Genomic DNA, 13,189 nt, shown 5'->3' on the forward strand with positions numbered 1-13,189 from the left:
CCGGTAACAGCGGAACGGCGCTTACAAGAGAGCGTTGGGAATACGCCTGGCCGCGACTCACAATCGTTAACGCGGCCGCATATGTAGGACGTATGACAGGGTTGCCGAACGAACGCAGAAGCTAGGCTTGTCAAGGGCTGCACAACGGTTCGATTTTGGCTTATGTGTCTTCGCGCACGGTGCGTCTGACCGTCCCTGTCGCCGCTTTTGACAGGTTTTCTTTTGCCATCCCGCCGGGAGGATGAATGCATCGGCTGCTGACCACGCTTGGGCGTGGCTTCAAGGAGAAGATCGGCTGGAAACGGCTAGGGATCGTTGCGAGTCTCCTCATCATCATCCTTGCGGTCACCCATCTGGTTAACACCCTGAAGGGGGTCGACACTGCGATCATTCTGACCGCCCTGACGGAGATCGCGCCGCATCGGATCGCGCTGGCCGCGCTGTGCGTGGTAGGCGCGTTCTTCACGCTGACCTTCTATGATTTCTTTGCGCTGCGAACCATCGGCAAGACGCACGTGCCCTATCGCATCGCCGCGCTGTCGAGTTTCACCAGCTACACCATCGGCCACAACATCGGCGCCACCGTCTTTACCGGCGGCGCGATCCGTTTCCGGATCTATTCCGACTACGGCCTGACCGCGATCGATGTCGCCAAGATCTGCTTCCTCTCGGGCCTGACCTTCTGGCTCGGCAATCTGTTCGTGCTCGGCATCGGCATGGCCTGGCATCCCGAAGCGGCGACGGCCATGGATCTGCTGCCGCCATCGGTGAACCGGCTGATCGCGCTCGGCTGCCTCGCCGGCATCGCGGCCTATTTCCTCTGGCTGGTGATGGGCGAGAACCGCCGCGAACTCGGCCAGAACGGCTGGAAAGTAGTGCTGCCCTCGGCGCGGCTGACGCTGCTGCAGGTCATGATCGGCGTCGTCGATCTCGGGTTCTGCGCGCTGGCGATGTATCTGTTGATGCCGACGCAGCCCCATATCGATTTCGTTTCGCTGGCGGTGGTCTTCATCCTCGCAACACTGCTTGGCTTCGCCAGCCACGCGCCAGGCAGCATCGGCGTGTTCGACGCCGCGATGCTGGTGGCGCTGCCGCAGTTCGGCAAGGAGCAATTGCTGGCGACGCTGGTGGTGTTCCGGATCCTGTATTTCCTGATTCCCTTCGGCATCTCGATCTGGATCATGGGAACGCGCGAGCTCTGGCTCAGCGTCTTAAAACCCTGGTACGAGCGCCGCCGGAACGAGGAGGCCAGCCGCCAGATGACCGAACAGCCCCGCACGGCGGAGGTCCCGGTCAGGCAGCCGCTCAAGCGAGCGAAACGGTAACAGATATCCGGGATTCCCGAACATTCGGCTGTACGGCTGCGGCCGAAGCACTCCGAAGCCGGAAACGGGCTGACGATCATCACCAGGTATAGCGGAGGCGTCCCGTGGCCGTGTAGGTCTGCGAGCGATCGCCGAACTCGCCGTCGAACTTGGCGAGGAAGGAGACCCCGTTGGCAAGCCGCCACTCCGCACCTGTTGACGTCAGTGCGAGATCGCGCGAGGGCCTCGCGCCGTAAACGGTGAACGGGGCCGCCCCGAGACCCAGCGTGGTGAAGTTGGCCGCCGCCGCGGGATTGCTGATCGCATCATGCGCATAGGCGAACCGGCCGAACAGGTTGAGCTGGCTGCCATTGTCGATTGCCATCGTCTTGTCGAGGCGCACGCCAAGCTCGCCGCGAAAGGCGGTCGCAATGCGACTGGCGAAGTTGAGCGCGAACTGGTTGGAGCCCGTGACCGCGGTCTCGCCGTAGCCAGGCGTGCTGAAGCTCTGGCCCTGCGCGGCGCCATAGGGCGTCCAGACGATGTTGGCGTAAGCCACAGGCAGGCGATAGCCGGCCTCGATGCGGCCGCCAAAGGCCCGGGCGTTGTAGTCGGCCTTGAGCTGGTCGAGGCCCGCCACCGTCACGGTCCGGTTGGTCGAGGTCCAGTAGTTGGCGTAAGTCAGCGCGCCCGACAGGTAGGCCTGTCCGGCGTTGTACTTGCCATAGAGCCCGGCGAGGAAGGTATCGCTGTTGCCGCCGCCGGTGACGCCGTTGCCGGTCAGCGACCAGTTGATGTTGCCGCCGGCCAGCGAGAGGCCGATCAGCGCATTGGGCGAGATGCGATAGTCCGCACCGGCTGCGACGCCGCCGGCGCGCGTGTAGATATCGTTGCTGCCGACCACCGCCTCGCCGCGCGTCTGGTTGGCGCCGCCGAACGCCGCGCCCCAGATGTCCCAGCGCGGCGCATAGGCCGCGGGCGGCGCCTTGGTGTAGGCGGCAAAGGCCGAGCGCACCGATGATGGCAGCGCCGAGGACGGCCGCCCTGAGGAAGGCTCTTGCGCGAACCCGATAGCGCCATCGGCCCTAACGCGATTGGTCGAGAACGGGTCGGTCAGCAGCGACAGATAACCGGTGCCGAGCTGGAACGCGCCCTGCGCCGGTCGAGGTAAGGCCGACGTTGCTGGTGATCGTAGTGGTGCCCGTGGTGGCGATAGTACCGATCACATCGCCGCTGGCATTGCCGACCGTACCGCCGGTGAGCGAGACGATCACGTTGCCGCCGCCCTGCATCTCAGCGGCTACGGCGTAGCCCGTGCCGTTGAGCGCGCCGCCGGTCTGGCTGATGTCGATGGTGCCGGTGCCGGTTTGTTGAGCGAATATACCGATCGTTCCGGAGGCAATGGTCCCGGCGGTGTGATTGATGTCGATCAGTCCGCTGCCGTTGCCGGTCGAAAAGATAGCGTAGAACCCGCCCGTCACGTCGTGGCCGACATTGACTGAGTTGGTGCCGTTCACCGCACTGGTGAGGATACCCGCCAGACTCGTGCCGGTGACCGCGCCGCCGGTGGTGACCGTCACCGTGCCACTGCCACTGCCGTTGCTGAAAGCCACTATCCCGTAGTCGGCGCCGGAGACGGTGCTCCCGGTCGCGACGAGCACGTTGCCGCCGGTCGATTGCGCGTGGATTCCCCTGGCAGCGCCACCGACGATCGCTCCGGAGCTCGTGACATTGATGTTGCCGGCGCCGCTTGCCGTTGCCTCGACGCCGCGGATTAGGCCGCTGATGGCGCCAGATCCATTGACGTTGATCGTGCCCGTCGTCGACGTCGCGCTGATGCCGCTACCGCCGGTCGAGGTGAGGTTAACATCGCTGGTGATCGTGGTCGTTCCTGTCGTGGCCGAGGTATTGACGACATTGCCGCTGACATTGCCGACCGTGCCGCCGGTAAGCGAGACGATCACGTTGCCGCTGCCTGTCATCAACGCGAGTACCGCCCTGTTCGTGGCGTTGAGCGCACCGCCGGTCTGGCTGATGTCGATGGCGCCGCTGCCGGTTTGTGATGCAGCGATCCCCTCCGTTCCGGCGGTGATGGTCCCGGCAGTATGATTGATGTCGACCAGCCCGCTGCCGTTCCCGAATGTCCGGATAGCTACGCTGCCGGCGGTCACGTCGTGTCCGGCATCGATCGTGGTGGCGCCGTCAACCGCGACGGTGCTGATACCGACTCCGGAGGTGCCGGTGATGGCACCGCCGGTGGTGACCGTCATCGTGCCGGTGCCGCTGGTGTTTGCGATGATGGCGTCGAAGCCGGAGACGGTGCTCCCGGTGGCAACGAGCACATTGCCTCCGCCCGAGCCGGCCAAGATGCCGATGCCGTTGGGAACGTTGCCGCCGGAGATAGCTCCGGCGCTGGTGATATCGACGGTGGCGACACCGTCTGCCGCTGCGTAGATGCCGCCGAAGCCGCCGGAGATGGTGCCGGTTCCAGTAACGGTGATGGTGCCGGTGCTGCCCCCCGTCGTGTCGATCGAAAGGCCGTAATTGCTGACCGAGCTGAAGACGCCGTTGTTAATGACCGTGACGCCGCCGGCGCCGATGTTCGTAAACGCCATGGCATTGCCGCCGCCGGCGGTGGTGGTTGAGACCGTCCCGGTGCCGATATAGCCGACCAGCGCGCCATTGCCATTAAGCTCCAGAGCATTGACGTTCTGATTGGTCGTGACGGTGCCGCTGTTGATGACGCCGATGGAGTTGGACCCGGCGTTGGTGAGCGAGAGCTGGAGGCCATAGCCGTCGACTGTCGCGGCGATGGTGGAGGTGATGTTGGTGAAGTTGTTGAATTCCTGAACCCGGTCGCTGGACGGGTTCGTGGCGCCATTGGTGTTCGTGTTGTTGGTGGTGGTTGTATTGGCGAGGCAATCCACGACGCCCGTGAAGAGCGTCGTGCACGCCGCGCTCGCGTCGGTGACCGACATCGACAGCGCCGCCACGCTGACCAGCGCCGTCCCCCCCAGCAGCGATGCCAGCCGCCGGGTTCGCGCGCCACCTAGCGCCAGTATGCTCATTCCCATTCCCAGTCCCGATTCCGGCCGAATCGTACGATCCCGCCACCGGACACCGTTCCGGGCAGATCACTGTTAGAGAGATGCCCAGTGGCCGCAATGGCCGGAACTCCCAAGCGCCGGGCGCGGCTGCACAATCACGGGGACCTGTGGCAGGGGTGACACAATTGCCGGGCGTGCCCTGCGCTGAATGAGAAGGTGTCACAAAATCCGCGCCAATGACGCGTCACGGCGGCCTTCGTGAGCTGCGGAAAAAGTGGGCGATGCCCCTGCCCTCACCGCGCCGGGGCGAGCGCTGCATCGCGCGACGCGGCGGCGCCGTCGATGACGAAGCTCGTGCCGGGCAAGGTCTGGAACGCAGCCGGGAAGCGGCGGCAACCGGTCAAGATCCGCCCGGTCCTGGAAATGGTTCAACTGACGGCGCCCGCCCGATGCCACATGCCGGTAACAGCGACGTTATCTGCGTCATATGGTCTTTTGAGCTAGCGCTGCCTCATTCTCTTATTTCTGCCTTACCGCTAACGTCAAACGCGCCATGGCCGGAATTCTACCTCGATCGATAGTATCAGGCGCGCTGCTCGCCGGCGCGCTGGCGGTGCTATCGCCTCCCCCTGCGGAAGCGCAAATCGCCCAAGGCGCCATGCAGATTTCCTGGGAGGTCCGCAACCGTTTCCGCCTGTTCCGCGAGGAACGGGATTTTCAGCTGCACACCGAAAGCGGCCGCGGCCGCAGCATTCTGGCGGCGGAACAGGTGCTGGGATTGCAAAGCGACGGCCGTGGCTGGGCGCGCAACACCGTGAACCGGCTTTGCATCGATCTGGCCGGCCGCGTCAGCGAGCCCTGCACCCGCGACAACGTCAAGGAAAGCTACCTGACGCCGGTCGATCATCCCATCACCGTCCGCCTGACGGGACAGGTGCCGGTCGGCGCCACCTGCGCCTGGTCGTTCGACGACGGCGACGGACCGCAAGGATCCACTTTCGACTGCGCCGAGCCGGTCAATTACAGGGTCCGCTATGGCCGCACCACCGTTGCCAGCGTCGATGTCTCCGCCGGCTCGGACGGCGGCCAGCGCGTCGCCACCGAGATCTCGGTGCGCGACATCTTCATCGCCGGCCTCGGCGACAGCATCGCCTCCGGCGAGGGAAATCCGGACCGGCCTATCGCGCTGTCAGATGAAGGCTTCTGCTTCCGCTCCTATCTGGGGTCAGCCGCCTCACAATATTACCGTCCAAGCCGCGCGGGCTATAAGGGCGGACGGGCCTGTGAAGCCCCGGATACGATGGCCGTCTGGCAGCGGCAGAGCGCGCTCTGGCTCAATGCAGCCTGCCACCGCTCGCTCTACAGCTACCAGACGCGGACCGCATTGGCGCTCGCCGTCCAACATCCGCATATCGCGGTGACGTATCTGCCGCTGGCCTGCACCGGCGCCACCATCGCCGACGGCCTGTTCGGCTCGCAGCGCGCCCGTGACTGCCCGCCGTCGAAATCGGGCAGCTGCCGCGGCACGGTCAACGCGCAGCTCACTGAATTGCGCGAGGCCGTTACGGCGGCCAAAAGCCGCCAGCCCGACCGCAAGCTCGATCTGGTGCTGCTGTCTGTCGGCGCCAACGACATTTATTTTTCGGGGCTCGTCGCCGACGTGATCGTGGACACGGCGACGGAGCGCGCGCTGTTCCGGCGCAGCGGCGTGCTGGCATCGGTCGAGGAGGCACGCGGCGCGTTGATGCGCGAGCTGCCGCAAGGATTTGCAAAACTGCGCGAGGCGCTGAAGCCGCTGGTCGGCGACATGTCGCGCGTGGTCTACACCTCCTACGCCAACCCGACGCTGGCCAACAACGGCGCGCCCTGTCCCGGCGGGCGGGCGGGCTTCGACATTCACCCCTCGTTCAACGCCGAGCCGCAGCGGCTCGCCGCCGTCTCGAACTTTGTCGAGGGCGAATTCCTGCCGCAGCTCAAGGCGCTCGCGCTGTGCCAATCCGGCATCCTGTGCCGCAACCCGCGCGCCGACCGCATGACCTTTGTCGATGCGCATCAGGCGACGTTTGCGAACCACGGTTTCTGCGCGCGTGCGGAGAGCGATCCCGAATTCGATCGCCAATGTTTCTCGGCCCGCGGCGAGAGCTTCGATCCCGACATCGTCACCGCCGCCGGCCAGCCAATGCTGTGCGGCCGCAGCGCCGGCGAATATCGCGCCTATCTGCCGCGCGCGCGCTGGATCCGCGACGCCAATGACAGCTACTTCGCGGCAATGACCTATCCGCTGGGCTTGCCGTCGTCGCAGCAGCCTGCCGACATCCACGACGCGACCTGGGGGGTTCTGTCGGCGGTGTATGGCGGCGCCGTGCATCCCACCGCCGAAGGCCACGCCGCGATGGCGGACGCGGCGCTGCCGGCCGCAGCCGCCGTGCTGCAACTGGATGCCGCCGTGCCTGAAGTGATTTCGCAGCCGGTATCGCCGATCCCGGCATTGCCGGGGACGCGTTAGCGTTCGATGACTTTTCTTCGGATCGTCATCCCGCTCTATCATTTTGGTTGAGCGTGATCTCCGCGCAAACGTTTCGCGTTTGTCGCAAGGGACAACCGGTGCCGCCCATCGGGTCGTGGCCCGAGGGCATGCTTTGCCGGATCATCTCCTCCAGCAGTTTTGCTCAACGCGCGGGGGCAGGTGCTCCAGGTGCAGGCGCGGGCGCCGTCGTCTTCTTTGCGACAGGCGCTTTCGGAGCTGGCTGCTTCATCGCCGCCGCCTGTGCCGGCAGATATTTCGCGATGATGGCCGGATCGAGCGAAGCGATCGAGGAGTCCGGCAGCCGGGTCCAGATCTCATCCTTGCCCAATAGCGAGAAGCCGAGATAGCCACGCATGGTCAAAGTCTGTCCGTCGGGGCTGACCGTCATCTTGGCTTTGTAGATCTTGCCATCGCGCGGATCGAGCACATTGCCATTCTCGTATTTCAGTCCGTCTCGCTTCATGTCGCGGATGAAGGAGAGCCCGAGCCACGGCTGATCTTTTCGATCGTCGGTGCATTTTGAGCAGACCGGATTGGGAGCATCGCCCGGCTCAGGAAAAAGCTTGGCAAACGCGCCTTCATAGATGCCGTCGCGATCGACCACCAGAAACCATCCGACCGGCTTGCCCTTCTCGACCTTTTGCCACAGCCCGGCGGCCGACGGCTCCGCCGTTTGCGCAGCAAGTTCGCAAACGAACGCAAGCCCCATCACGATCGGCAATATCAGTCGAACCACAGAAAGCGCACTTCGCATCGTCATCACCTGACTAATTCACAAAATGAATGGCCGCAGACTAAGGCCATTTCGCGGACGGTTCCAGTGCCTGGACGGACGAACGCGAGACCGCGGCGAACGAGCCGCGGCCATTCGGTCATATTTTCGTTGGAATCATCACCGGCAAGAGCCAGGAACCGGCTCGATACGCAAACCGGCTTCAATGGCTGCCTCCGCATTTGTTGGTCTTGGTATTGTAGTTGCCGCACTTCTTGCCAACCCAGTCGCCGATCAGGTCCCTGGAGCCCTCGAGTTCGTTCGACCATGCATCGCCGGCCACCAGGCCCGGTGCCTTCCACACCACGTCGAACTGACCATTGATTTTGACTTCACCAATGAACACCGGCTTGGTGATGTGATGGTTCGGAAGCATCTTCGCGATACCACCGGTCAGATTTGGAGTTTCGATGCCCGGCAGCGCGTCGATCACCTTGTCGGCGTCGGTCGACTTCACCTTCTCGACCGCCTTGATCCACATTTCGAAACCGATGACGTGCGCTTCCATCGGATCGTTGGTCACGCGCTTCGGATTCCTGGTGTAGGCCTGCCAGGCCTTGATGAACTTCTCGTTGGCCGGATCCTTGATCGACTGGAAGTAGTTCCAGGCGGCCAGATAGCCGAGCAGCGGCCTGGTGTCGATGCCGGCGAGTTCGCCTTCACCGACCGAGAACGCGACAACCGGAATGTCGGTCGCCTTGATGCCCTGGTTGCCGAGTTCCTTGTAGAAGGGAACATTGGCGTCGCCGTTGATGGTGGAGACAACAGCCGTCTTCTTGCCGGCCGAGCCGAATTTCTTGATATCGGCCACGATCGTCCGCCAGTTCGAATGACCGAACGGCGTGTAGTTGATCATGATGTCTTCCTGCGCGACGCCTTTCGACTTCAGATAGGCTTCGAGGATCCTGTTGGTGGTGCGCGGATAGACGTAGTCGGTGCCGGCCAGCACCCAGCGCTTCACCTTCTCGTGCTTCATCAGGTAGTCGACCGCAGGGATCGCCTGCTGATTCGGCGCCGCCCCGGTGTAGAACACGTTGCGCTCGCTCTCTTCACCCTCGTATTGCACGGGGTAGAACAGGATCGAGTTCAGCTCCTTGAACACCGGGAGCACGGATTTGCGCGACACCGAGGTCCAGCAGCCGAATACGACGGCGACCTTGTCCTTGGTGATCAGCTCGCGGGCCTTTTCCGCAAACAGCGGCCAGTTCGACGCCGGATCGACCACGACCGCCTCGAGCTTCCTGCCGAGCACGCCGCCCTTCTTGTTCTGCTCGTCGATCAGGAACAGGACGGTGTCCTTCAGCGTGGTTTCGCTGATGGCCATGGTGCCGGAAAGCGAATGCAGGACGCCGACCTTGATGGTGTCGTCCGAACTCTCGCCACCAACGGCGCTACCCGCCGCCGGCAGCAGGACGCACAACAACAAGGTGACCGCGCACCGCCTCACTCGGTTCGACCAACGTTTCACGGTGCTCTCCGAATGGGACAGCTCAGGGGCGCTGCTGTAAATGAACGTCAGTCGAACTCTTAGTCAAACACTTTCGTCGGATGCGCCGGCTGTCAGTTGACGCCGAGCTTCTTCTGCAGGCTCGATGACGAGGTCGTGTACTGGAAGACGAGGCGCTTGTCCGGGTAGACGTAACGGTGCGCCTTCTGCGCCATCAGCGCGCCCTCGTGGAATCCGCTCAGGATCAGCTTCAGCTTGCCCGGATAGGTGTTGATGTCGCCGATCGCAAAAATGCCCGATACATTGGTCTCGAAGGCGGCGGTTTCGACCGGCACCAGGTTGTTCTCGAGCGCAACGCCCCAGTTCGCAACCGGTCCGAGCTTCATGGTCAGCCCGAAGAACGGCAGCATCGTATCGCACTCGACTTTCGAGACCGCGTTGTCGTTGCCTTTCATCATGGCGCCCGAGAGCTTGCCGCCCTCGCCTTCAAGCGAGGTGACCTGACCGATCCTCAGGTCCATTTTTCCGGAAGCCACCAGTGCGCGCATCTGCTCGACGCTGTGCGGAGCGGCGCGGAAATCATCGCGCCGGTGCAACAGCGTCACGCGCTTGGCAATGGGGTGGAGATTGAGCGTCCAGTCGAGTGCGGAATCGCCGCCGCCGACAATCAGGATATTCTTGTCGCGGAACTGCTCCATCTTGCGCACCGCGTAGAACACCGAGGTGCCCTCATAGGCCTCGATGCCCGGCACCGGCGGGCGCTTGGGCTGGAACGAGCCGCCGCCCGCGGAGATCACGACCACCTTGCATTCGAACACCTGGCCGGCGTCGGTGGTGACGCGAAAGAGCGGATCGCCGATCTTCTCGATCGTCTCCACCATTTCGTTGAGGTGAAAGGTCGGATTGAACGGCTTGATCTGCTCCAGCAGCGCGTCGGTGAGGCCCTGGCCGGTGACAAAAGGAATGCCGGGAATGTCGTAGATCGGCTTTTCCGGATAGAGCTCGGCGCACTGGCCGCCGATCTTGTCGAGGATGTCGACCAGATGCGTCTTCATATCAAGGAGGCCCAGTTCGAACACGGCGAACAGTCCGCAAGGACCTGCACCAATAATCAGCACATCGGTTTTGATCGCTTCGCTCATCTCAGCTTCTTTTCGGTTGGACCGCGCCGATGGCCTGGGCGGCGCTTCTGGGGCAGCGTCTGTCTAGCCAACGCCGGTGGAACAGGAAAGCCATAATATGGCAGGTGGCCTTCGCCTCAACCCCTTGCCGGAGCAGGGTAACTGGGCTGTAACAACGTGAAACGTTCGGAGACCGCCCCGTGAACGCCCCTGCCCGCCTCGATTCAACGCCGCGCCTGGAGGATTTCCCCTACCGGCTGACCGACAATGTGCGTTTCGCCGACCTCGACCCCAACCAGCACGTCAACAACGCGGTCTATGCGACCTATTTCGAAACCGGCCGCGTCACGCTGATGAAGGATCGCAATTACGGGCTGATGCCGCACGGCGTCACCTGGATCATGGTCCGGCTCGACATGCATTTCCGCGCCGAGTTGCGCTGGCCCGGCACCATCGAGATGGGACTAGGGGTGGTGAAATTCGGCCGCACCTCCGTGACCTTCGACCAGGTGGTATTTGCCGAAGGCACATGCATTGCCTCGGCACAATCGGTATCGGTGCTGCTCGACGAAGCCACCCGCAAGCCGACACCGCTGACCGAGGAGATCATCGGAAACTTCCAGCGCTGGCTGCGGCGCGGAATGGACGGACGATAATGCGCGTCGCGCTGCTGGCGGTGTTGATCGTCTCCGCGACGATGCAGCCCGCCGCGGCCGATGGATTTTATCGCGAGGATTTGCGCATTCCGATGGCGGCTGCGGAAACGGCGGGCCTTGAGGCAATGCTGGTGCGGCCATCGGGCAGCGGACGCTTTCCGCTGGCGCTGATCAGCCACGGCGCACCGCGCGATCACACCGCGCGAGCCACCATGTCGCCATATGGAATGTACCGGCAGGCGATCGAATTCGCGCGGCGCGGTTTCGCAGCGCTGGTCGTGATGCGGCGAGGCTATGGCGACTCCGGCGGCCGATATGCCGAGAGCAACGGTCGCTGCGCCAATCGTGATTATTTGCGATCGGCCCGGGCGTCTGCCGAAGATTTGGCCGCCGCGATCCGGGCCATGCAGGACCGCACCGACGTGTCCACCAGCGGCATGATCGCGGTCGGCTCCTCGGCGGGCGGCTTTGCCAGCATCGCGCTCGCCGCCACTGCGCCGCCCGGCCTCGTCGCCGCAATCAGCTTCGCCGGCGGTCGCGGTTCACGTGCCGATGACGATGTCTGCGACGAGGCGGCACTGGTCCGGGCATTTGCGGCTCTGGGCCGGACGTCGCGAATTCCGATGCTGTGGATCTATGCGGAGAACGACAAGTTCTTTCGCCCCGACCTCGCCCACCGGATGCACGCGGCATTCACCGGCGCCGGCGGCCGCGCCGAATTGATCGACGCCCCTGCGTTCCGCGACGACGGGCACACGCTCTTCTCAAGGGGCATTGCGCTATGGACCCCGATGGTCGATCGCTTCCTGCACCAGCAGAATCTGGGAACGCGGGAACTGGCCGCAGCACCGCTTCCGGCAGCGCTTTCGCCGCCGCCCCGGTTGGGTGAAAAAGGCCGTTCAGCCTTTGCAGATTATTTGTCCGCGAGCCCTCACAAGGCATTTGCGGTGTCCCCGACCGGCAGCTTTGGCTACCGCGCCGGGCAGCGGTCGGCCGTCGTGGCGCGGGAGGCGGCCCTTGCCGCATGCGCAAAGGCTGCCGCCGACTGCGCGGCTTATGCGGTCGATGAGGAACTGGTCGAAAAGGAGCGCGCCGGAGCGCGCTGAACCATCCAGCAGAGCTGGACCAGGCTCTATGCCTGCCGTTCCGGCGTCGAGACCACGAGGCCGTCGAGTTCGTCGGAGACCTTGATCTGGCACGACAGGCGCGAATTCGGCCGTACGTCGAAGCCGAAATCCAGCATGTCCTCTTCCATCGGCGTGGGCGAGCCGACCTTCTCGCGCCAGGCGTCGTCGACATAGACGTGGCAGGTCGCGCAGGCGCAGGCCCCGCCGCATTCGGCTTCGATGCCCGGAATGGCGTTGCGGATCGCGGCTTCCATCACGGTCGCGCCGTTTTCGACTTCAATGGTTCGAGTTTCGCCGGAATGGTCGACAAAGTGGATTTTGGCCATGATCGCTCGTGCTGCCGGTATACGGTAGGAGGGTCCCCGGCAGTCCTATAACGGGTCGATCCGCACAGCGCTAGCGGTCGGGACGAAAACCTAAGGGGCTAATTTGGCGGGGGTTTGTCGGGCGTCAGACCGCAGGTCCGCGTCAGGACCGGCGCAGAGTCGCCTCGATCGCCGCCCGCGCCCGCGCAATGGCCTCGCCGAGTTCGGCAACAAGCCGGGACGGATCGGCGCCATCAGCAAGAACCGCCTCCAGCCGGGCGGCGGTTTCCGCCACATCGAAGGCGCCGATCGCGCGAGCCGAGCCCTTCAGCGTATGGGCCAGCGCATCGGCATCTGCCGGCACGGTGGCAAGCATGGCCATCAGCTTGGCCGACTGGGCCGCGAACATCGCCAGCACCTCCTGTTCGAGGCCGGCGTCGTCAAGCGTCATCCGCTTAAGGTGTTCGAAATCGATCGGACCGTCATCGGGAGCGAGCGGCGGCGATGGCATCCATTGTATCCGTTCAAGGTGCAGCGGCATGGCCTGACCCACATCTCCCCGCCGGACCGATCCAGGCAGGGCCGTTTTGGCCACCCAATCACGAAACTGGTTAATGGAACGTTCACCGGAATTGCCGCAACTTCGCCTACTTTTCGCCGAGGAGTTGCCGTAAAGGACAGTCTCCCACGGGAATTTCGAGTATCCGTAAGGCCTTAAGCCACAAAGCTGTTAACGATGATTAAGAATGTCTTAATCGCGGCCATTTCATTCGCATCACTCAACCAATAGGATGTTTGCGGATGTAGCGGACAAGCCGCCGACGGGGCGCGGCTGCGGTCCGTGTGGGGGCAAAGATCCGGTTTGGGCTTGCGGGGGCGTTTG

General features: G+C 63.8%; 11 protein-coding genes. 4 read left to right on the forward strand and 7 right to left on the reverse strand.

The annotated features are described in order from the left end of the window. Window positions 1–245: 245 nt before the first annotated feature. On the forward strand, window positions 246–1,325 hold the full coding sequence (locus JQ611_RS37675; protein ID WP_211998902.1) for a YbhN family protein: 1,080 nt from the start codon (window positions 246–248) through the stop codon (window positions 1,323–1,325). A gap of 79 nt (window positions 1,326–1,404) precedes the next feature. Here the strand turns inward: JQ611_RS37675 and JQ611_RS37680 are convergent, their stop codons facing one another. Both JQ611_RS37680 and JQ611_RS37685 read right to left on the reverse strand, forming a co-directional pair. Then, window positions 1,405–2,319 (reverse strand): autotransporter outer membrane beta-barrel domain-containing protein, encoded by a 915-nt coding sequence (locus JQ611_RS37680; protein ID WP_212468314.1) that lies wholly within the window; start codon window positions 2,317–2,319, stop codon window positions 1,405–1,407. A gap of 70 nt (window positions 2,320–2,389) precedes the next feature. After that, a complete protein-coding gene (locus JQ611_RS37685; protein ID WP_212468315.1) occupies window positions 2,390–4,297 on the reverse strand; it encodes a hypothetical protein in 1,908 nt (635 codons plus the stop codon). A gap of 607 nt (window positions 4,298–4,904) precedes the next feature. On the opposite strand from JQ611_RS37685, the gene JQ611_RS37690 reads away from it, so the two are divergent. Then, entirely contained in the window at window positions 4,905–6,857 is a 1,953-nt protein-coding gene (locus tag JQ611_RS37690) for a hypothetical protein (protein WP_212468316.1), read from the forward strand. A gap of 163 nt (window positions 6,858–7,020) precedes the next feature. Here JQ611_RS37690 and JQ611_RS37695 read toward each other — a convergent pair whose 3' ends face one another. The 3 genes from JQ611_RS37695 to JQ611_RS37705 form a co-directional block, all read right to left on the reverse strand. Further along, a complete protein-coding gene (locus tag JQ611_RS37695; RefSeq protein WP_212468317.1) occupies window positions 7,021–7,632 on the reverse strand; it encodes a DUF2147 domain-containing protein in 612 nt (203 codons plus the stop codon). Between the two features lie 181 nt (window positions 7,633–7,813). Continuing rightward, window positions 7,814–9,076, reverse strand: coding sequence for an urea ABC transporter substrate-binding protein (urtA, locus tag JQ611_RS37700; RefSeq protein ID WP_249133779.1), 1,263 nt, complete (start codon window positions 9,074–9,076; stop codon window positions 7,814–7,816). Window positions 9,077–9,210: 134 nt separating this feature from the next. Further along, window positions 9,211–10,239, reverse strand: coding sequence for an NAD(P)/FAD-dependent oxidoreductase (locus tag JQ611_RS37705; protein ID WP_212264249.1), 1,029 nt, complete (start codon window positions 10,237–10,239; stop codon window positions 9,211–9,213). 179 nt (window positions 10,240–10,418) lie between these two features. Between JQ611_RS37705 and JQ611_RS37710 the strand changes: the two genes are divergently transcribed. Then, a complete protein-coding gene (locus tag JQ611_RS37710) occupies window positions 10,419–10,874 on the forward strand; it encodes a thioesterase family protein (protein ID WP_212468318.1) in 456 nt (151 codons plus the stop codon). Next, entirely contained in the window at window positions 10,874–11,980 is a 1,107-nt protein-coding gene (locus JQ611_RS37715; protein WP_212468319.1) for a S9 family peptidase, read from the forward strand. Before JQ611_RS37710 ends, JQ611_RS37715 begins: the two co-directional genes overlap by 1 nt. Before the next feature lie 26 nt (window positions 11,981–12,006). Here JQ611_RS37715 and JQ611_RS37720 read toward each other — a convergent pair whose 3' ends face one another. Together JQ611_RS37720 and JQ611_RS37725 are read right to left on the reverse strand one after the other, a co-directional pair. Then, complete coding sequence (locus JQ611_RS37720) at window positions 12,007–12,327, reverse strand: 2Fe-2S iron-sulfur cluster-binding protein (protein ID WP_212264246.1); 321 nt, start codon at window positions 12,325–12,327, stop codon at window positions 12,007–12,009. A gap of 142 nt (window positions 12,328–12,469) precedes the next feature. Further along, window positions 12,470–12,847: an Hpt domain-containing protein gene (locus tag JQ611_RS37725; RefSeq protein ID WP_212468329.1), complete on the reverse strand. Its 378-nt coding sequence runs from the start codon at window positions 12,845–12,847 to the stop codon at window positions 12,470–12,472. Window positions 12,848–13,189: the final 342 nt, after the last annotated feature.

Source organism: Bradyrhizobium sp. AUGA SZCCT0182 (assembly GCF_018130185.1).
GTDB lineage: Bacteria > Pseudomonadota > Alphaproteobacteria > Rhizobiales > Xanthobacteraceae > Bradyrhizobium.